The sequence below is a fragment of the Erwinia sp. MYb416 genome, assembly GCF_037479575.1.
GTDB classification, from domain to species: Bacteria; Pseudomonadota; Gammaproteobacteria; order Enterobacterales; family Enterobacteriaceae; genus Erwinia; species Erwinia rhapontici.
In genome coordinates, this window is record NZ_JBBGYT010000309.1 from 163598 (window position 1) to 183587 (window position 19990).

A 19990-nucleotide genomic window follows, 5' to 3' on the forward strand; every position below is an offset into this window, starting at 1 on the left:
GATGATTATCATGCAGTCAGTCATATCGACTCTGTCGGTGGGGAGTGGGAGCCTGCGCTGTTCGTTGATCGCTGCGAGATCACTGCCCTTCAGCCCAGCGAAATAAAGTGCCTGACCAACGGTTTTTCCTCTCCCTGATGGAAACGGGTCACGCTGCTTTGTAAATCCGCATCGGCATGGGAGACGCGCTGATGCTGACGCAGATGCTCATGCCAGGACTCCACCAGGAACCACTCGATCAGCGTGGTGGCATCGTGGCTGTGCTCGGCAATGCCCCAGGCGTAAGCCCCATCACGGCGGCGGGTAAGCGACAGGTTTTTAATCTCTGCCAGAAACGCCGGACGATCTTCGGGTGCGACCTGGTACTCAATCTGAATCATCACCGGGCCACGATCTGCCGTGACGGGTGTTTCTAACGCGGGCTGATCCCAGTGACCGGACGGTTGCAGGTCAGCCTCGCCTGCCGGAAGTTTAAGGCGCAGACACAACAGCGCGGAAAGCGTCAGCGCCAGAGCGGCAATCAGCAGGGTTCCCACCAGGCCGGTTTCCTGTGCCACCAGCCCCCAGAACAGGCTGCCTGCGGCCATAGCACCGTTGAAAATCATCAGATAGACCGCCAGACCGCGACCCCGCACCCAGTCGGGCAGCACCGCCTGCGCCACACCGTTCAGTGAGGTCAGCGCAATAATCCAGCTGATGCCCAGCAGCACCATTAGCGGCAGAGCCAGCGCTTTGATCGGCAGCAGGGCAATGACCACCATCACCAGCGCGGAAAGCCCCGCCGACAGCAGCATTAACCCGTCAACGTTCATCCGCTGACGCAGGACAGGCAGCAGCAGCGCCCCGGTAATCGCCCCGATACCAACCGCGCCCAGCAGCGTGCCGTAAAACCCGGCGCTGCCCTGTAACAAATGACGCGCCACCAACGGCAGCAGTGCCCAAATGGCGCTGGCAAAAAAGAAGTAAATCGCGGTGCGCACCAGCACCCGGTGCAATTCACGGCTGGCTTTGACGTAGCGAATGCCCGCACGGAACGCCCCGAAGAAATGTTCAGACAGCTCATTTTTCGCTTTATGCGGCCGCTTCCACCAGATCAGCGCAGCGATAACGAACACATAGCTCAGGACATCCGCCCCGTAGGCTGCCCAGGCACCGAGTGCTGCCAGCAGCAGACCGCCGGTTGCCGGGCCCACTGCACGGGCGATATTGATCCCCAGCGAGTTAAGCGCCACCGCATTCTTCAACTGCGGACGAGGCACCAGCTCCGGCACAATCGCCTGCCAGGCCGGGCCCATCAGCGCAGCGCCGATACCGCCAATAAAGGTCAGTGCCACCAGATACTCGACGGTCAGCAGATTATTATGCGAGAGGATCAGCAGCGTACCGCTGACGCTGGCCAGCAGCAGCTGGACAAAAATCAGCAGGCGACGGCGATCAAGAATATCGGACAGCACCCCGGCCGGGATTGCCAGCAGGAAAATCGGTAAGGTGGCGGCAGTCTGCATCAGTGCGACAGCCGCCGGGTTAGATGACAGCCCGGTCACCAGCCATGAACTGGCAACATCGCGCATAAAACTGCCGGTATTGCCGAGGATGGTCGCGGCCCAGATCACCGCAAACAGCCCTTGCTTAAGCGGCGCAAAAGCACCGGATGACGTTGTCTTCATGGTCAGGCTCCAGGACGAAGTGCAGCAGCCGCCTGTTCGCCCATGCCGTACGCACCGCTGTGCTCACGCACTCGATCCATCACGTCGTCGTACGTGTTCTGTGGGTCCAGCAGGTCGAATGTAGACATGGTCAATTCCTCTTTTCGTTATCAGTAAGCGATGTAGTGAGCGAGTGTTTCGCTGCTGGAAACAAGACTAATGGCGACTAGAATTTGCTGATAGCGGAAAGAACTGGGCAACTCGTTAAGATTTTTTTGTTAGTCACAACATCACGTCATCCACCTTCGAGGAAACAGAAATGAGCACATTCACTACGCAGGACGGCACGCAAATTTATTTCAAAGACTGGGGCACGGGTAAGCCGGTCCTGTTCAGCCACGGCTGGCCGCTGGATGCCGATATGTGGGACAGTCAGATGAATTTTCTTGCCGAACGCGGCTACCGCGTTATCGCCTTTGACCGCCGTGGCTTTGGCCGCTCTGACCAACCGTGGGAAGGGTACAACTACGATACCTTTGCGTCAGACATCAACGACCTGATCCAGCACCTTGATCTGCATGACATTACGCTGGTGGGCTTTTCAATGGGCGGCGGCGATGTGTCGCGCTATATCGGTCGCTACGGCAGTGAGCGCGTCAGCGCACTGGTGCTGCTGGGGGCGGTGACGCCGATCTTCGGTAAGACAGACGACCATCCTGAAGGGGTAGAAAAAGCGGTATTTGACGGTATTCGTGATGGATTACGCAAGGATCGTGCGCAGTTTATCAAAGACTTTGCCACGCCGTTCTACGGCATTAACGCCGGGCAAACAATTTCCGACGGCGTGCTGGCCCAGACGCTGAATATCGCGCTGCTGGCGTCGCTGAAAGGCACTATTGACTGCGTGACGGCGTTTGAAGAGACTGATTTCCGTGGCGATATCGCGAAAGTGACCGTGCCAACGCTGGTGATCCACGGCAGTAACGACCAGATTGTGCCGTTTGAAGCCACCGGTAAACTGGCTGCCGCGATGATCCCCGGATCGGAGCTGAAAGTGTACGACGACGCGCCGCACGGCTTTGCTGTGACCCATCAGGATCAGTTAAATCAGGATCTGCTGGCGTTTTTGCAGCGGTGATATTATCGCAGGCGGGGCATGCCCCGCCCCTACTTTGCAGGGTAATACGTAGGGGTCAGCATGCCCCGCCCCTACTTTGCAGGGTCATACGTAGGGGTCAGCATGCCCCGCCCCTACTTTGCAGGGTAATACGTAGGGGTCAGGCATGCCTGACCCGCATCAGCTGCGCGCCGCCAGCCACACGGCATAGGCCTCATCCCAGATGGCGGCAGGCGTTCCTGCCTTGCCAAGGCCAAAACCATGCCCCCCCTGCGAAATACGGATCATCTGCACCGAAACCCCGGCCTTGCGGCAGATATCGTGCATGATCACGCTGTTTTCCGGGTCTGAGGTACGGTCATCTTCCGCCTGAGCGAGGAACAAGGGCGGGTAAGCACGGGTGACATAGTTCTGTACTGACCAGTTGGCCTCTTCCGCCGGGGACGGATGATTGCCCACCAGCGACAGATGTGTATTGGTGTGCGTGTAAGGGGGTTCGAGGGTGATCACCGGGTAAATCAGCCCCACGCTGTCAGCTTTGGGGACAATCTGGTCAATCGCATCCTGCGGAGCATAGGATGCGTAATCCGGGCGCGCAGCCGCCAGACCCAGCATATGCCCGCCCGCCGAGAAGCCAAGCAGGTGCACATTGTTTTCCATTGAACGCACCAGGCGAATCGCCCGCTGTGCATCCTGAAACGCCACGCGGTTGCCATCCTGCCAGTGTTCGCCCGGCAGACGATAGCTGAGCACATAGGCGGTATAGCCTTTGCTGTTCAGCCAGCGCGCCACCGGCCACCCTTCCCGGCCCATGCCAATCCAGCGATAGCCACCGCCAGCGGCGATCAGTACCGCCTTACCGTTAGGATTCTCCGGCACAAAGCGCTGAATGCCCGGGCTGACAATGTTTGACCACGATCCATTCGCAGAAATGCGCAGCGCTCCCGTCGGGCCGCCGCCGCCTGGCGGTTCGTCCGGCCATAGCGGGAAAAAGTCCTGACGGGCGAACAGCTTATCGGTGCTCATGGCAAGCATAAACGCGCCGGTGCCCAGGATGAACCGACGGCGACTAATCAAGATGCATGTCCAACATTCTCAGCAGAAAACAGGGAAGGTATTGTTGAGCCACTAAGGAATAGGCTCAGTGGCGAAATAGTATGCATATCGAAAAGAAAATGCCACTGAGATCACACTTTTTTCATCACGGAATGGAAAATAGTCAGGAAGGTGTCTAGCGGGCCCTGGGGGCCAGGGCCCGGCGGGAATTATTTCACGTTTTTGCTGACAAAGGCTTCGTAGTTATCTTTGGTGATCACCTGATACGGGATCCACATAAACTTGTCGCCATTTTTGCCGTCAATGACCTGTTTTGCCATGGTAACCGCGCCTTTACCCTGGCCTGCGGCATCCTGGAAAACGGTTAATGCCAGCTTGCCGTTTTTAATAAATTGCAGCGCATCCGGGGTGCCATCGATCCCGGCGACCAGGATATCTTTCTTACCGCTCTGATTCAGCGCCATAATCGCGCCAATCGCCATCTCATCGTTGTTGGCAGCAATCGCATCGATCTTATTGCCGGACAGCAACCAGCCGGAAGTGACATCCACGGCTTCGTTACGCATCCACTGGGCAGACTGCTTCTCAACCACTTTCATCTCTTTATATTTGGCGATGACATCTTCCGTGGCTTTGGTGCGCTGACGTGCTTCTTCTGCCGACAGGGCGCCCATCAGAATGGCGACATTCCCTTTGTAGTTCATTTTTTTCGCCAGCGCTTCCATCTCCATGCGCCCGCCCAGCAGCGAATCGGAGCCAACATAAGCCATCTTTCCGCTCAGTTCGACTTCCGGTTTACGGTTAACAAAAATCAGCGGAATATTGGCGCGTTTTGCCGCCTCCATCATCGGTTTTACTCCCTGGGTATCCACCGGATTGAGGATGATGGCGTCCACGCCCTGGTTAATAAAGTTCTCAACCTGCTGTACCTGTACCGCGATATCACCTTTAGCATCTTCAAACTGTCCCTGGATCTTCTCTTTTTCCATCTCTTTCGCCATCTGCGTACGCAGAATGGAGACAAAGTTAAGATCGAAGTTCGCCAGTGCAACACCGATACGCAGATCTTTTGCCTGGGAAGCGGGTGCCAGTGCAAGAGCACCAATCAACAGTGCGATTTTATTCACGTTCATGGATGGATTCCTGTAGGTGTAGGTAAGTTATTATTTTGAGTAGTGAAAAGAATGAACGGTGCAGGTCCTCCTGAAAAAAAGCGGCCAGGGCTGGCCGCATCATGTTTAATTAATCAAAGTGCGCTTTAAAGCTTGCCAGGGCCGCTTCGCTGTCCCCTGACGCCCAGCCTTCAAGTGCAATGACCCCCCGATAATTCATGGCCCGCAGGGCTTTCGCCACTGCACGGTAGTTAATCTCACCTGTCCCCGGCTCACAGCGGCCCGGTACGTCAGCGACCTGGATTTCACCAATCGCATCGCCACTGCGCTGCACCAGTTCGATCAGATTGCCTTCGCCGATCTGCGCGTGGTACAGGTCAAGATTCATTTTCAGATACGGGCTGTTTACCGCCTCCACCAGCGCCAGCGTATCGGCGGCTTTGGCAAACGGCGTGCCCGGATGGTCAACGGCAAGGTTGAGATTTTCCAGAGTAAATACGCGCCCGGCTTTCTCACCCAATGCGGCTAATTTTTCCAGCGTACGCACGGCTTTTATCCACATCGGGCCAGTGACAATCTCCACGGGCTTGACGGGCAGCCCCTGATTATCCAGGCCGGTGCCGTGCAGGTTCAGGCTCGGGCAATTAAGACGTGCTGCCACGGCCAGCGACTCTTCGGCGCTGCTTAACAGGTTGGCGATCTCGTCATCGTCCGTCAGATTGCCGGTCAGGTAGCCGGTCATGGAGGTAAAACTCGCCCCCGTTGCAACCAGCGCATCGATGTCTTTATTGTTCCAGTGCCAGATTTCAACGCCAAAACCCAGCTGATGAATACGCTTCACACGTTCGATAAAGGGTAAATCCAGAAAAACCATTTCGGCTGAGACCGAAAGACGATAATCCGACATCGTTGTTATCCTCGTAATTGAATCGGTTTGCCCTGCTGAACAGAGGCAATACAGGCCAGTGCGATTTCCAGCGCATTACGCGCATCTTCGCCGGTGGCGCGTGGGATTTGACCGCTGGCGGCACAGCGGACAAACTCGGTCAGTTCGGCAATGTAGGCATCGGCCAGCAGGTCGGTATCCTGACGGGAGGTCTCAATGGCAATTCCGGCAGCGCCGTAGCGCACACAGTTATTGACGTTAATATTGCCCATCTGGAACATGCCGTTACTGCCGAAGACTTCCGCACGTACGTCATAACCATAGACAGCTTCAAAACTGGCATCCGCGACGGCAATCGCGCCGTTATCGAAACGAATGGTCACCACCGAGGTATCCAGCAGCCCTTTGTCTTTGAAGTCCGGGCGCACCAGCGCGTCAGCAATGGCATACACTTCCACCGGTTTCGCGCCGGGGTTGCAGTGCAGCAGCGTGTCAAAATCGTGGATCAGCGTTTCCAGATAGATAGTCCACGGCGGGATGCCGCTCGGATCACGCAATGGAGAAGGGTCGCGGGTCAGGGAACGGATCAGCTGCGGCGTGCCGATCTCACCCTTTTTGATTGCGTCCAGCGCGGCGGCGAAGCCGTTAGCAAAACGGCGGTTAAAGCCCACCTGCAACACCACGCCCGCTGTTTTCGCGGCAGCAATCGCGTGGTCAGCCTCTTCGAGCGTGATGGCCATCGGTTTTTCACAGAAAACATGTTTCCCGGCCCGGGCAGCCGCGGCCACCAGCTCCGCATGCGTCCGTGCCGGTGTCGCGATCAGCACCGCATCAATGTCAGGATCGTCGAGCATCAACTGGGGCTCGCTATAATATTTGCCCGCACCCAGCTTCTCCGCCAGACGCTGCGCAGCTCCCGGCACGGGATCGGCCACCGCGGCCAGCACCGCCCCCGGAACCTTTTGCGCCAACGAGGTCGCATGGAAGCTCCCCATGCGCCCTGCTCCGATTAACCCCACACGCACGATCTGTTTTGTTACTGACATCTTGTTCCCCTTCAGGTGGCTGGCTGACTGTTTTTTTGTCGTTAAACAGACATAAGCAAACCCTATGCCAGAGTGCGGAACACTGCAGGGCGCGCCTTTCTCTTCTTGTCGCGATCACAAAATGCACACAAAAAAAACATGTCAACTTAACATGTCTATAAAATGGACATTCCATTAGTGGGAGGGAAGCAAAATGAATCAACCGACGTTAGCCGGTGCGATCAACGCAGAGTGTGATGGACAGCTGAGCCTGCCTGCGGGCAGTGAAGCCAGCCGCTGGGACAGCCTGCTGGAACAGGCGAGACGGGATTTTGATGCCGGGCGCGAGCCGGAGTTTGTCCGCCCGGATGTCCTCAGTTCATGGAAAAGCAGCCGTGCTGCCGGGATCGATCCTGCGTATTTTGCTTACACCTTCCCACCCGAGGAACGGGTCAAACAGATTCTGGCCGACAATGCCGAGCTGATTGAGGTGGCGGGCAGCATTATGGAAAATCTGCTGGCCTATAACCCGGACGGCCACATTAATCTGACCAATGCGCAGGGGGTTACGCTCTCCTGCTGCGGTCGCGATCTGACCCCGATAGGCAGCATCCTGACCGAATCAGAGATGGGCACCAACTGTACCGCGCGCTGCCTGAAACAGCAGCGGCTGGTGTATATGCTCAACGGTGAAAACTGGAAAGCGGCCTTGCGTGAGCGCCATCTGCAATGTGCTGCCGCGCCCATCCGAGATGCTGAGGGACGGATGATCGGCGTACTGACGCTGACCGCCAGCCAGGACAATTTCCACTACCATACTCTCGGTACCGTGCAGGCGGCCGCCGAAGCGATCGGCCAGCAGCTGATCCTGCGTGCGTTGCTGGCGGAGCAGAAGTCGATCCTCGAAACGCTGAACGAAGGGGTGATCGTGCTCGATCGCTCAGGGGTGATCAAAACCATCAACCGCTATGCCCGACAGATCTTCCACGGACTGGCACGCGCCGGCCATCAAGTGGATGCGGTACTGAACCCGGAACATACGCGCCTGGCGACCATGACCTTCTGCAACGACCGCGAAATCGTCTTCAGCCCTGCCGAGAATCAGCGCGTCTGCTGCCTGGTATCGGTGATGCCCGCGCCAGGCGGCGGTAAGATTATCGCCCTGCGAGAGAATCAGCGTATCCGCGCCATTACCCGCCGGGTGATGGGGGCGAGCGCCAGCTATACCTTTGATATGCTGTGCGGCAGCGCACCGGCTTTGCAGGTCGCGATGGATAAAGCCCGTAGCTGCTGTCGCAGCGACAGCACCGTGTTACTCACCGGAGAGAGCGGCACCGGCAAGGAGCTGTTTGCTCAGGCGATCCATAACGGCAGCCTGCGTTGCGGCGAGCCTTTTATTGCTGTTAACTGCGGTGCGCTGCCGCGCGATCTGGTACAGAGTGAGCTGTTTGGTTATATGGACGGTGCGTTTACCGGATCGCGGCGCGGCGGTGCCGCAGGTAAGTTCGAACTGGCAGAAGGCGGGACGCTGTTTCTTGATGAAATTGGCGATATGCCGCTGGAAGCGCAGACCAGCCTGCTGCGCGTATTGCAGGAGAGTGAAGTGGTGCGCATTGGCGCGTCGCAGCCGGTGAAAGTCAATGTCCGTATTATCGCTGCCACCAACTGCAATCTGATCCGGGCAGTGGAAACCGGCGCGTTTCGCCGCGACCTCTACTACCGCCTGAACGTGATTTCTATTCCCATTCCCGCCCTGCGCGAACGCAGCAGCGATATTCCGGCGCTCACCGAGTGGTTCCGCGAAAAAGTCTGCACCCAGCTGAAAAAGATCAACGTGCAGTTTACCGCCGGGGCAATGGACGCTTTAAGCCACTACCACTGGCCGGGTAACGTCCGTGAGCTGGAGAACATTGTTGAGCGGGTGATCAATATGAACGACGGACTGTTTATTGATGTGCCGGATCTGCCCGATGAAGTCATCCGGCGCACGTCCTCCACCCATGCGGCCCATCTCGCGGAGCCGCAGCAGGCCGTTCGGCTTGATGTGAATGAGCGCGCGCATATTATTAGCACGCTGGATGCACTGAACGGCAATCTGCGCCAGGCAGCTCAGTTAATGGGGCTGTCACGCGCCGGGTTATATAATAAACTGAAGAAATATCAGATCAGTGCTGACGAGTTTCGCCGCTGATCGCTTCGGTCACTGCGGTGACCCTTTCGCTGTGTTGACTGAGTGCTTATGTGGTTCGAACATCTTGATTTTGCCGTTATCCTGCTACAAATCGTATTAATTGATCTGTTACTGGGTGGCGATAACGCCGTCGTTATCGCCCTCGCCTGCCGTAAACTGCCACCGCACATGCAGAAAAAAGCGATTATTCTCGGCACGCTCGGGGCGATTGTTGCCCGCGTTGTGCTGCTGATTATTGCCGTTCACCTGCTGGCGCTGCCGTGGCTGAAGATCGTCGGAGGCCTGCTGTTGCTGTGGATTGGCTTTAAGCTGGTCGGCAGTGAAGAGGAAGAAGCCAACATCAATGGCGATAACCGTCTGTGGAAAACCGTGCTGACCATTACGCTGGCCGATGTGGTGATGTCGCTGGATAACGTGCTGGCCGTGGCCGCAGCGGGTAAAGGCAACGTCTGGCTGGTGTCGTTCGGGGTGTTGATCAGTATTCCGATTATTGTCATGGGCAGCAAACTGGTACTGACGCTGCTGACGCGCTTCCCGTTTATCGTCACGCTCGGCGGAGCACTGATTGGCTGGATTGCGGGCAGTATGCTGGTCACTGACCCGGCACTGCTGCGTTATACCGCTGCGATCCCGCATCTGCACTGGATTGCCGGGGCCATTGGGGCACTGATGGTGGTGGGATACGGTGTGGTAAGACGCGGGCGGGCGTCGTAGGGGGCGGGCATGCCCGACCCGCATCAATACCGGGTGAGGCATGCCTCACCCCTACAAAAATGCGATGGTTTTCGGAGGCATTTAACCTGACGCTAAATCTTCTCTTTCTTCGACATGCTATCCAGATACCCCATCACAAACGCCGACAGCACAAACGTCAGATGAATAATCACGTACCACAGTAGCTTGTTATCCGGGATATTCTTCGCATCCATAAACACCCGCAGCAGATGGATAGAGGAGATGGCCACAATCGATGCCGCAACCTTATTTTTCAGCGACCCCGAATCCATCTTGCCCAGCCAGTTAAGCTTCTCTCTGTTCTCATCAATATCCAGCTTAGAGACAAAGTTTTCGTAGCCGGAGAGCATCACCATCACCAGCAGACCACCAACCAGCGTCATGTCGATCATCGAAAGCAGCACCAGCACCATGTCATTTTCCGACATCTCAAGCACGTGTGGCAGCAGATGGATCAGCTCCTGGAAAAACTTAATGGCCAGCGCCACTAACCCCAGCGACAGCCCGAGGTAAATCGGTGCCAGCAGCCAGCGCGCAGAGTAAATCAGGTTTTCGACGAAACGTTCCATAGCATCCAGTTCACAATTCAACAGGGCGAACAGTATACCCGATGGCTGATAGACTTTTTCAAGGCATGCGCGCTTAAAACAACAGAATTTAAGCGACTTTACGTTGAGAACATCAATGAAGGGGCAAGAATCAGAACCAATGTTGTTGTCGCTTTACATCCCGTGAATGATGCAACACTCTGACAACCAGAATATCTTCGTATTCTGGTCTGAAAAAAAGAAGATGTTCTGCCGCCACTAAAGAGAACATATTTTCGCCAACTTCTGCACGCCGCTGACCAATTTCATGGTGCTTTAGCATATCCAGTGCAGTGAAAATACGATCAATATAAGCATCAGCGGCTACCTCTCCATAGTGACTCACGCCATAGCTAAAGATATCTTTGAGATCGTCCCGCGCTTTGGGCGTGAGCTTAATCCGTTTTCCCTGAGTCATGGCGTTTTCCCTTCACTTCCCTGATAAAGGCATTGCGATCCCACTCCTGCGGAACGCCACTCTCTAATCCCTCGGCGAGGAGCAATCTTAATTGCGCAAGTTTCGATTGTGCCTGTTGCTCTCTGAGCAATCGTAACGACTCACGAATCACTTCACTTTGCGTTCTGTAATCACCCGATTCAATCAGAGATTCAACATACCCGCGCAGCTCGTCACCTAAATCCACTGTCATGGTTCTGGCCATTGCATTCCGCTCTGTAAGATTAGTTCTTACAAATCTAACTGACTACTCTTCAGACATCCAGCCCTGTGCTGATAAATCCGCACAGACCCTATATTATTCCCGGACCGGCAGCGCCTCTTCATTACTGCCCTGTGGCAGCAAATCGTTAATCGGGCGCATCATCTTTTTCATCTGGCGCTCATAGCCGAACGGGCTGCCCTGACCGCTGTCGGTCTGCATCGTAAGCTGTGGCTGACTTGCCGCAAAGGCCTGGGTGAAAGGATGAAGAGACAGCACCGCCAGCACGGCGGCCATTTTAGTCAACTGGCGCACGGGTCCTCCGGACTTAATGATATTGACGGAACTGAATGCGGTAATCGCGCGGGGTAACATTGAAGTGCTTTTTAAACACCCGCTGGAAGCACTGCTGGGAAGAGAAACCGAGGTCCATCGAGATCGCCATAATGCTTTTGGTCGAACTGACCAGGCAGCGTGCAGCCTGATCAAGACGGCGGCTGCGAATAAACGTCGCCAGGGTGATGCCCCTTTGCTCTTTAAACGCACGTTGCAGGTGCCACTTCGAATAGCCAGATTTTGCCGCCACGGCTTCAATATTGAGGCCTTCTTCTAAGTGATCGTCGATCCAGTCGACGATAACGTCCACGATTTCATTTTTCATTTTTAGCTCCGCGATGACGGGCGCATGACGCCCACTCCTGCCTTAAAAGAACAAGGAAGTTATTTATTATTTTGATTTTATTGAAGTAATTACGATATGAAAAAAAAGGGAGAACATATCAAAAAAACGTGGAAGGGATGGTATTAGACCGCTTAAAATAGTTCAAATAGATAATATAAATCTTTGATAATAGATAAGGGCTATATGCCAGCTAACATGGATCTCAACCTGGTACGGGTATTTATCGCTATTTATGAAACCCAAAGTGTCAGCGGGGCTGCCGAACGTTTGTTCATTACTCAGCCCTCTGCCAGCTATGCCCTAGCCCGGCTGCGGGTTGCGACGGGTAACGAGCTGTTTAAACGCAGCCGTAAAGGGATGCAACCGACTCCCACCGCCAGTCAGCTCTATACGGTTTTTAAAAAGTCTCTCAGTGGCATTGAGAAGGCGGTGGCAGACACCCGCAGCTTCTCTCCGGACACATCCTTTCACAAATTTCGTCTCGCCCTCTCTGACCTTGGCGAACTGCTGTTGCTACCCGGTCTGGTGAAACATCTGCGCGCCGTTGCCCCTAACGTGCAGCTGGAGGTGATCCCGGTAGAGATGCGAAAACTGGATGAATGGTTGCTGACCGGAAAGGTCGATGCCGCGCTGTGCAGCCGTAACGAGAGTATTTCGCTGGCGCAGCGTGACCGGATTATGGACGAGTGTTATGTCTGCCTGTTGAACGACCAGCACCCGCGCATTGGCGACACCCTGACGCTGGATGCCTACCTGGAGGAACAACACATTATTGTGTCGACCATCAGCGGGCATTATATGGTGGAAGAGCGGATAAAAGAGTATGGCTATGAGCGCCGCATTGCACTGGAAGTCCCGCACTTTGCGGCGCTGGGCGAGCTGATTGCCTCCAGCGAACTGCTGGTGACGCTGCCCTCCAGCGCGGCGAAAATCTATGTCGCACGAGGCAACGGGCGCATCATCGAACTGCCGTTTGAGCTACCGAATCTTGAGGTGTACCTGTACGGGCACACCGAGATCGGGGATATCACTGCCAAAACCTGGTTCTATAACCTGCTGAAAAACGTCAGCCCATTGCTGATGGTCCGCCGGTAACAGAGGGTTAGTCGTTGCGGCGCGGGCCACGGCTCCAGTAGGCCATAAAACTGATGCACTCCGGCGACAGGCCGCGCTCACCAATCAGATAGCGGCGCAGTTGTTTAACGGCGCTGGACTCGGCAGCAACCCAGCCATGAAAGCGTTTATCTCCGCTATCGGCACGGTCCCAGAGGATATCGCCATCCTTCTCTTCATGCAGCTCACCGCGCACCAACGCACTTTCCGGCAGCATCACCCGCTGCTGCACCGCCTGCAGTAACGCTTCACCATGAGAGGCACCGGTTTCTTCACGCGGCAGCCAGTGGATGTCGGCAAAAGTATAGTGGCTGAGATCAACACAGTCGCCGCGTTTCGGCATTTCCAGGAACATCTGTAACTGCGGCGGGTTGCTCCAGCCAGCCAGCTGTTCAAGGATCGCTTTCGCCGCCGGGAGTGCCGTTTCATCTGCAACGACCAGCGCGCGCTCCACGTCAGGGTGCGGGTCCCACTCGTAGCCACCGCTGCTGGTCGGGCAGGCGCGATTTGGTGCCACCATTTGCAGCGCTGCACCCGGCTCAGCATTCAGCGCCCAGGCCGAAGCCGGGCCTTCGGTACCGTGCATCACAAACTCGACTTCTACTTCTCCGGCATCAGCATTGACGTGACGAAGGGTATAGGTACGGGCAATCGGACGGATATCCTGCGGCATCGCGCGGGCTGTTTCCCACCAGGTTTTATCACCCTCATCGGTCAACGTTGAGGGCGTGCCGTTGAGGGAAGGAAACAGCAGTTTTATCCGCTGATCCGGTGCATCCATTTTCATCTGACGCACGTCATCACCGCTGAATACGCAGCACAGCATCGAAGGAGAAAGTACCTGCTTACGCGCCAGCACTACATTAAACAAGCGATAACCCTGAACACTCGCCATAAACCCGCCTTGTAAACCTGAAAGCCGCGCACGTGTGATAACGCACATAAGGTCGGCAAGAATAGCAAAGCCAGATGATAATGAGAATGAGAACGAGGCTTCTTTACATCACCCTCATGGAATAACGGATTGATCCCGGCGCAAAAAGCCGTCAACGTAGCGCTTTCCCTGTGGTAAATGCGGAGCACGCCGATGTCCCTGACTGTCCTGACGCAACTGGCCGATATTCCGGCCAGTCAGTGGGATGCCCTGGCCCCCAACTCTCAGCCTTTTTTACGTCATGCTTTTCTCTCCACTCTGGAAGAGAGCGGTGCGGTCAGCCGCGCTTCGGGCTGGCTGCCGCAGCATTTGCTGTGGATGGAAGAGGGAACGCCGCGTGCGGCCATGCCTGGCTACGCGAAAAATCATTCGATGGGAGAATACGTTTTCGATCACGCCTGGGCAGAGGCCAGCGAGCGGGCAGGGATTCCTTATTATCCGAAGTGGCTGTCGGCGGTGCCATTCAGTCCGGTCAGCGGCGCACGACTGCTTGGGAGCGCTCGCCAGGCCGCGCAGCTGTTACAGGCCTTACCTGCGTTTCTGGCCGAACGGCAGCTCTTCAGCGGCCATATTAATTTCAGCGATGAGCGTATTCACCAGGGGCTGGAGCAGGATCCGCGCTGGCTGCCGCGCCTCGGCTGCCAGTATCACTGGCACAACCGGGGTTTTCGCGATTTCCAGGATTTTCTCGACCTCCTCACCTCGCGCAAGCGCAAACAGCTGCGCAAAGAGCGCGAGCTGGTTGCCAGCCAGGGCGTGGAGTTTGTCTGGTATCAGGGCGCAGAGGTGACGGAGGCGCAGTGGGATTTTGTTTACGCCTGTTACGCCAATACCTACCGCGTGCGCGGCCGTCAGCCTTACCTGCCGCGCCTGTTTTTCAGCCTGTTGGCCGAGCGCATGCCGGAAGCGATTCGCGTGGTGATCGCCAGCCAGCACGGAGAGCCGGTGGCCATGGCGTTCAGTCTGGTGGATGGCAACACCTTCTACGGCCGCTACTGGGGTTGCCTGGAAGAGTTCAACCGCCTGCATTTTGAAACCTGCTTCTATCAGGGGATGGAGTACGCCATTGAGCACGGGCTGCAGCGTTTTGATGCCGGTGCTCAGGGTGAACATAAGCTGATTCGTGGTTTCGAACCGGTGCTGACAGAATCCTGGCACCTGCTGCGCCACGCCGGGCTGCACGATGCGGTCGCCGATTTCCTGCATCAGGAGCGTGAAGGCGTGCGCAACTGGGCAGAGGAAGCCAAAGCCTCGCTACCGTGGCGGCAGCCCGACGGGCAGTGATACCCGTCGGGCATGACCATCATCCTTCGCCGACAAATCCGCCGGTCTGGTGGCGCCACAGGCGCGCATACAGGCCGCCTTTTGCCAGCAGTTCGCTGTGGCTGCCAATTTCGGCAATCCGGCCCTGCTCCAGCACCACCAGCCTATCCATACGGGCGATGGTCGATAGCCGGTGGGCAATCGCAATCACGGTTTTCTCTCCCATCAACGTCTCCAGGCTCTCCTGAATCGCCGCTTCCACTTCGGAATCCAGCGCGGAAGTGGCTTCGTCCATAATCAGAATCGGCGCATCCTTCAGCAGTACGCGGGCAATCGCAATACGCTGGCGCTGCCCACCGGACAACTTCACGCCGCGTTCACCCACCTGGGCATCCAGCCCGGTGCGGCCCTGCGGATCGGACAGCAGGGGAATAAATTCATCGGCTCTCGCCTGATGAATAGCGCGCGTTAACGCCTCTTCGCTGGCATCCGGCCGACCGTACAGCAGGTTCTCGCGAATCGAACGGTGCAGCAGGGAGGTATCCTGGGTGATCATCCCAATCTGTGCACGCAGGCTCTCCTGAGTGACATCGGCAATGTTCTGACCATCTATCAGGATGCGGCCACCGTTCAGGTCATACAACCGCAGCAGCAGATTCACCAGCGTGGATTTTCCCGCGCCGGAGGGGCCAATCAGGCCGATTTTTTCACCGGGCCGGATGGTCAGCTGCAGGTCATTAATCACCGTGCGTTCGCCGCCGTAGTTAAAGCGGATAGCCTCAAACTGGATTTCGCCCTGCTGCACCCGCAGCGCCGGAGCCTGGTTTTTATCACTGACTTTGACGGGCTGGGCAATGGTTTGCAGGCCATCCTGCACCATCCCGATATTTTCAAAGATGCCGTTCACCACCCACATAATCCAGCCGGACATGTTGACGATGCGGATTACCAGCCCGGTAGCCAGCGCAATCGCCCCAACGCTTAACAGTGACTGCGTCCACAGCCACAGCGCCAGCCCGGTAGTGCTGATAATCAGCAGACCATTCAGCGTAGTGATCACCACATCCATGCCGGTGACCATACGTCCCTGGCTGCGGGTTTTTACCGTCTGGTCGCCAATCGCCTCGCGGGCGTACTGACGCTCCAGATCGCTGTGGGCAAACAGCTTCAGGGTGGTGATATTGGTGTAACCGTCAACAATGCAGCCCATCAGACGGGAACGGGAATCGCTCGACGCCACCGAACGGGCTTTGACGCGCGGCACAAAGTAGCGTAGGCACAACACGTAACCGACAATCCAGATCAACAGCGGGATGGTCAGCCGCCAGTCTGCTTCGGCAAAGAGCACCAGCGTGGTGACGGCGTAAATCAGCACGTGCCACAGGGCATCGACCGCCTGCACCGCAGAGTCGCGCAGCGCGTTGCCCGTCTGCATAATGCGCTGGGCGATACGTCCGGCGAAATCATTCTGGAAGAAGTTCAGGCTCTGACGCAGCACGTAGTTATGATGCTGCCAGCGGATCATGCTGGTCATGCCGGGGTTGATGGTCTGGTGCACCAACAGGTCGTGCAGGCCAATAAACAGTGGCCTGAAGATCAGCGCCACCACCACCATCCACAGCAGTTCGCTGCCGTGGTCGCTAAAGAAGGTGGCGGCGGGGCTGCTATTCACCAGGTCGATGATACGGCTGAGATAGCGGAACAGCGCTACTTCGATCAGTGAGGCTACCAGTCCAATCACCAGTAACAGCGCGAAGCACGGCCACACCTGACGCAGATAGAACAGATAGAATGCCCAGAGGTTGTTGGGTGGCGTGTCGGCCGGGGCATCCCTGAAGATGTTGATCATCCTTTCAAAACGGCGATAAAGCATAAAGCAGGCTCATGTGTACGGCAGGATTGTTCAGCTTAGTGCATAACCGGGGTGAGGGTCGACCTCATAGAGCCCCCCACAAATTTTAGTGGCTGACAGTATGGCTTCGGGTCTGAGGCCAGTTTGAGCATGCCGAATAAGCAACGACCGCATCCCTGCGGGCCTCGCCACGCCGCTACGCGAGCGTCACTACCCGCAGCCGATCCCCATATTTCGTTCGCTGTTTCAGGGCCGGGGACTCCTCGGTGATAATCAGCGCGATTTCCGCCAACGGACACACATGTGCAAGCGCGCGATAGCCCATTTTACTGCTGTCCACCAGCACCACGGTTTTCTCTGCCGCCGCGATCATCGCCTTCTTCACCGGGATTTCGACGGTGTTGATATTGGTGATACCGCTGTCAAAGTGCACCCCTTCCGCCCCAAGAAACGCCCAGTCGACGTGCAGACTGTTAATCTTATCCACCGTCTCCTGGCCAATCAGGGTATAGACAGCATTCAGCATCATGCCCCCGGTGACGTGAATGGTGATCCCCGGGCAGGCACTCAGTGCCACGGCGGTCAGGACGTCATTGGTCACCACAGTCAGATTACGCTTATCGCGCAACGCCAGCGCCAGTTCATAGACGCTGGAGCCGTTATCCAGGATCAACGACTGACCGTCCTGCACCAGGCTTGCCGCATAACGTGCAATCGCCGCTTTCGCCGGATTGTTCATCTGACGGCGTACGCTGTAAGGCGTATCCAGGCTGCTCTCCGTCACGCCGGATACCGGCAGCAATCCCCCATGCGTGCGCATCACCATCCCGTTTTTTTCCAGCAACGACAGGTCGCGGCGGATAGTCGAACTATCAACACCGAACACTTCGGACAGCTCTACGGCGTTCAGATAGCCCTTTTCCCTGATCATCTCAATTATTTGCAATCGTCTTTTTGATGCGCTCATGTGTCCTTCCTGTTGCGATACCTGCACACTTTCATGCACATACTGTACGAACATTGCCCTGGTGTCAGTATAGCAGACAAAAAACAGGCAAATATTTGTGCTATTGCGCGAATAATGCACATTGACTGCACGAATTCGTGCATATACATTTAACTCATCGGTAACAACTTTCGGGAGGGCACTATCGATGTCAGCAACGATTCTCAGCGACTACGAAAAAGATATTGAGCAGCAGGTCGAGGCCCTGCGTGACCAGTTAGCTTACCAGCTACCGCAGGCACTCAGCGCACTGGATCTCAATCACTACGATCGTATTGTGCTGGCCGGAATGGGATCCTCTGATTACGCCCTGATCCCGATCGAACGTGAACTGATCGAGCGCGGTTACCCGGTATGGCGTATTGATGCGGGCAGATTGCTCGATATGCCAAACCTGGTCACCGCCAACAGTCTGCTGTGGCTGACATCGCAGTCAGGAATGAGTGGCGAAGTGGTGGCGTTGCTGAACAGTATCACCCCGCCAAAAACGCTGATTGGCATCACCAATGATACCGCCAGCGAACTGGCAAAAAAGGCACAGGTTCAGGTATTGCTGCACAGCGGGTCAGAAGCCACCGTCAGTGCGAAAAGCTACCTCAACACGTTAGTCGCCAGTTACCGGGTGTTGTACGCCCTGACCGGGCGGAATGAGAAACCTTTGCTGGCGACCGTGCATGCTATTCTGCCCGATATCGCGCAAATTATTCGCCAGCGCGCCGAAGCACAAGCGCTCAGCGATGCGCTGCTGGCCCATAACCTGCCCCGCGTCGCGATGATTGGTATCGGGGCCGATGCCGCTACGGCGTTAACCGGAGCACTGATTACCAAAGAAGCGTCCAAAGTGGCCGCAGAAGGTTTTATTGGTGGCCAGTTCCGCCACGGTCCGATGGAAACCTCCGGCGCGGGGATGCTGGCCCTCCTGTTTGGTGATGGCAGCGACAACACCCTGAACACCCTGGCAGCCGATTTGCGCCAGAACGGGACGCTGGTGGTCAGCGTAGGGCCGGAGAAGTACGCCGACAGCGTGCATCTGCCCACACCCACCGAACCGCTGCCGCGTTTACTGTGTGCAATGCTGTGGGTCCAGCATCTGACTGTCACGCTGGCGCGTGGCAATGGGCGGATACCAGGGGAATTTCTCTACGGCCAAAAGATAACGGTGAAAACATGACAACCTCTGACGCACTCTCTCTACAGGCAGGCATGGATATCGGGGGTACCGGCACACGCATTATTTTGCTGGCCGGGCAGCGCGAAATCGCGTCAGAAACCGTACCGACCGCGTGGTTCGCCACGCTGCCCGCCTGGCAACGTGCCAGCGCACTGGCAGAGAAAGTGCGTCAGTTAGTGCCCGCCGGGCAGCGTTTAGCCAGCCTCGGCATCGGTGCCAGCGGCCCGGTGAACATGAACAATGAGATCATTGAAAACGAGGACACGCTGGCCTGCTTCTCCGGCTTCCCACTGGTGTCACAGTTGCGGGAACTGCTGGGTGTCCCCGTGGCAATCGACAACGATGCCGTTGCCGCCGCCCTCGGTGAGTTTCACTTAGGGGCAGGCCAGGGCAGCGGCCGCATGCTGATGGTCACACTCGGTACGGGAATTGGCGTAGCGATGCTGGAAGGCGGCACCCCGTTTCGCAACATTGATGGCAGCCATCCGGAAGCGGGCCACATCCCGGTTTCCGATGACCCGGTAGTGTGTTACTGCGGATTGCAGGGTTGCTGGGAAATGCTGGCCTCACGCGGCTGGCTACAGCAGGCGCTGACCGCCGCGATTCCCGACCTGCGCTGGGATGCCACGTTCAGTCAGAGATTAAGCCATCTGGCCGCGGAAAATCCGCGCATCAGCGGCATTCTTTATCAGTACGGCCAGATCGTTGGCCGGGGGCTAAATACCCTGCTGGCGCTGTATGGACCGGATGTGACGGTTCTCAGCGGCAGCGCAGCAGCACTGTTTCCGCTGTTTCAGGGAGGAATGGAGAAAGCGCTGGCGCGGGCCAGCGGCTATGCGGTTAACAAGCATATTATTCCATCTTCTCTGGGCGACGCGGCGGGCGCGCTCGGGGCGGCGATACTGCCAACACTCAGGGGAACCCGTCAACCATAATAAGCACGACCTATAAAGCA

General features: G+C 56.6%; 21 protein-coding genes. 7 read left to right on the plus strand and 14 right to left on the minus strand.

What is annotated here, in order from left to right; genetic code table 11:
• Positions 1–89: 89 nt before the first annotated feature.
• Both WH277_RS03485 and WH277_RS03490 read right to left on the minus strand, forming a co-directional pair.
• Positions 90–1667 carry an MFS transporter gene (locus WH277_RS03485; RefSeq protein ID WP_133844413.1) on the minus strand — a complete coding sequence of 526 codons (1578 nt, stop codon included), beginning with the start codon at positions 1665–1667 and terminating at the stop codon, positions 90–92.
• Positions 1668–1669: 2 nt separating this feature from the next.
• On the minus strand, positions 1670–1795 hold the full coding sequence (locus WH277_RS03490) for a hypothetical protein (protein ID WP_259152251.1): 126 nt from the start codon (positions 1793–1795) through the stop codon (positions 1670–1672).
• A 170-nt stretch (positions 1796–1965) separates the two neighbouring features.
• On the opposite strand from WH277_RS03490, the gene WH277_RS03495 reads away from it, so the two are divergent.
• Complete coding sequence (locus WH277_RS03495; protein WP_167864219.1) at positions 1966–2784, plus strand: alpha/beta fold hydrolase; 819 nt, start codon at positions 1966–1968, stop codon at positions 2782–2784.
• A 159-nt stretch (positions 2785–2943) separates the two neighbouring features.
• On the opposite strand, the gene WH277_RS03500 is transcribed toward WH277_RS03495, so the two are convergent.
• The 4 genes from WH277_RS03500 to WH277_RS03515 all read right to left on the minus strand — a co-directional run bounded on the left by WH277_RS03500 (position 2944) and on the right by WH277_RS03515 (position 6863).
• On the minus strand, positions 2944–3798 hold the full coding sequence (locus WH277_RS03500; RefSeq protein ID WP_159337736.1) for an alpha/beta hydrolase: 855 nt from the start codon (positions 3796–3798) through the stop codon (positions 2944–2946).
• A gap of 230 nt (positions 3799–4028) precedes the next feature.
• Positions 4029–4952 (minus strand): substrate-binding domain-containing protein, encoded by a 924-nt coding sequence (locus WH277_RS03505; protein WP_159337734.1) that lies wholly within the window; start codon positions 4950–4952, stop codon positions 4029–4031.
• 109 nt (positions 4953–5061) lie between these two features.
• Entirely contained in the window at positions 5062–5838 is a 777-nt protein-coding gene (locus WH277_RS03510) for a TIM barrel protein (protein WP_159337732.1), read from the minus strand.
• A gap of 5 nt (positions 5839–5843) precedes the next feature.
• Positions 5844–6863 carry a Gfo/Idh/MocA family oxidoreductase gene (locus WH277_RS03515; protein ID WP_159337729.1) on the minus strand — a complete coding sequence of 340 codons (1020 nt, stop codon included), beginning with the start codon at positions 6861–6863 and terminating at the stop codon, positions 5844–5846.
• A gap of 193 nt (positions 6864–7056) precedes the next feature.
• Here WH277_RS03515 and WH277_RS03520 point away from each other — a divergent pair, with 193 nt between their 5' ends.
• Positions 7057–9033: a sigma-54-dependent Fis family transcriptional regulator gene (locus tag WH277_RS03520; protein ID WP_133844424.1), complete on the plus strand. Its 1977-nt coding sequence runs from the start codon at positions 7057–7059 to the stop codon at positions 9031–9033.
• A 42-nt stretch (positions 9034–9075) separates the two neighbouring features.
• On the plus strand, positions 9076–9747 hold the full coding sequence (locus WH277_RS03525) for a TerC family protein (RefSeq protein ID WP_374760148.1): 672 nt from the start codon (positions 9076–9078) through the stop codon (positions 9745–9747).
• 92 nt (positions 9748–9839) lie between these two features.
• On the opposite strand, the gene WH277_RS03530 is transcribed toward WH277_RS03525, so the two are convergent.
• From WH277_RS03530 to WH277_RS03550, 5 genes are all read right to left on the minus strand, one after another.
• Positions 9840–10337: a TIGR00645 family protein gene (locus WH277_RS03530; protein ID WP_133844428.1), complete on the minus strand. Its 498-nt coding sequence runs from the start codon at positions 10335–10337 to the stop codon at positions 9840–9842.
• A gap of 130 nt (positions 10338–10467) precedes the next feature.
• Positions 10468–10773 (minus strand): type II toxin-antitoxin system RelE/ParE family toxin, encoded by a 306-nt coding sequence (locus WH277_RS03535; protein WP_133844430.1) that lies wholly within the window; start codon positions 10771–10773, stop codon positions 10468–10470.
• Complete coding sequence (locus tag WH277_RS03540) at positions 10751–11017, minus strand: type II toxin-antitoxin system ParD family antitoxin (protein ID WP_133844432.1); 267 nt, start codon at positions 11015–11017, stop codon at positions 10751–10753. Before WH277_RS03540 ends, WH277_RS03535 begins: the two co-directional genes overlap by 23 nt.
• A gap of 93 nt (positions 11018–11110) precedes the next feature.
• Positions 11111–11329: a hypothetical protein gene (locus WH277_RS03545; RefSeq protein ID WP_133844434.1), complete on the minus strand. Its 219-nt coding sequence runs from the start codon at positions 11327–11329 to the stop codon at positions 11111–11113.
• Between the two features lie 13 nt (positions 11330–11342).
• On the minus strand, positions 11343–11675 hold the full coding sequence (locus WH277_RS03550) for a helix-turn-helix domain-containing protein (RefSeq protein ID WP_133844436.1): 333 nt from the start codon (positions 11673–11675) through the stop codon (positions 11343–11345).
• Between the two features lie 204 nt (positions 11676–11879).
• Here WH277_RS03550 and WH277_RS03555 point away from each other — a divergent pair, with 204 nt between their 5' ends.
• Positions 11880–12791: a LysR family transcriptional regulator gene (locus tag WH277_RS03555; RefSeq protein WP_133844438.1), complete on the plus strand. Its 912-nt coding sequence runs from the start codon at positions 11880–11882 to the stop codon at positions 12789–12791.
• 7 nt (positions 12792–12798) lie between these two features.
• On the opposite strand, the gene WH277_RS03560 is transcribed toward WH277_RS03555, so the two are convergent.
• The gene (locus WH277_RS03560) at positions 12799–13704 is read right to left on the minus strand and encodes a siderophore-interacting protein (RefSeq protein ID WP_159337725.1); all 906 of its coding nucleotides are present in this window, start codon (positions 13702–13704) and stop codon (positions 12799–12801) included.
• A gap of 192 nt (positions 13705–13896) precedes the next feature.
• On the opposite strand from WH277_RS03560, the gene WH277_RS03565 reads away from it, so the two are divergent.
• On the plus strand, positions 13897–15027 hold the full coding sequence (locus WH277_RS03565) for a GNAT family N-acetyltransferase (RefSeq protein ID WP_339504381.1): 1131 nt from the start codon (positions 13897–13899) through the stop codon (positions 15025–15027).
• A 19-nt stretch (positions 15028–15046) separates the two neighbouring features.
• On the opposite strand, the gene WH277_RS03570 is transcribed toward WH277_RS03565, so the two are convergent.
• On the minus strand, positions 15047–16879 hold the full coding sequence (locus tag WH277_RS03570; protein WP_133844446.1) for an ABC transporter ATP-binding protein: 1833 nt from the start codon (positions 16877–16879) through the stop codon (positions 15047–15049).
• 175 nt (positions 16880–17054) lie between these two features.
• On the minus strand, positions 17055–17825 hold the full coding sequence (locus WH277_RS03575) for a DeoR/GlpR family DNA-binding transcription regulator (protein WP_133844448.1): 771 nt from the start codon (positions 17823–17825) through the stop codon (positions 17055–17057).
• Between the two features lie 187 nt (positions 17826–18012).
• Between WH277_RS03575 and WH277_RS03580 the strand changes: the two genes are divergently transcribed.
• Both WH277_RS03580 and WH277_RS03585 read left to right on the plus strand, forming a co-directional pair.
• Entirely contained in the window at positions 18013–19035 is a 1023-nt protein-coding gene (locus WH277_RS03580; RefSeq protein WP_339504383.1) for an SIS domain-containing protein, read from the plus strand.
• The gene (locus WH277_RS03585) at positions 19032–19970 is read left to right on the plus strand and encodes an ROK family protein (protein ID WP_171149475.1); all 939 of its coding nucleotides are present in this window, start codon (positions 19032–19034) and stop codon (positions 19968–19970) included. Before WH277_RS03580 ends, WH277_RS03585 begins: the two co-directional genes overlap by 4 nt.
• Positions 19971–19990: the final 20 nt, after the last annotated feature.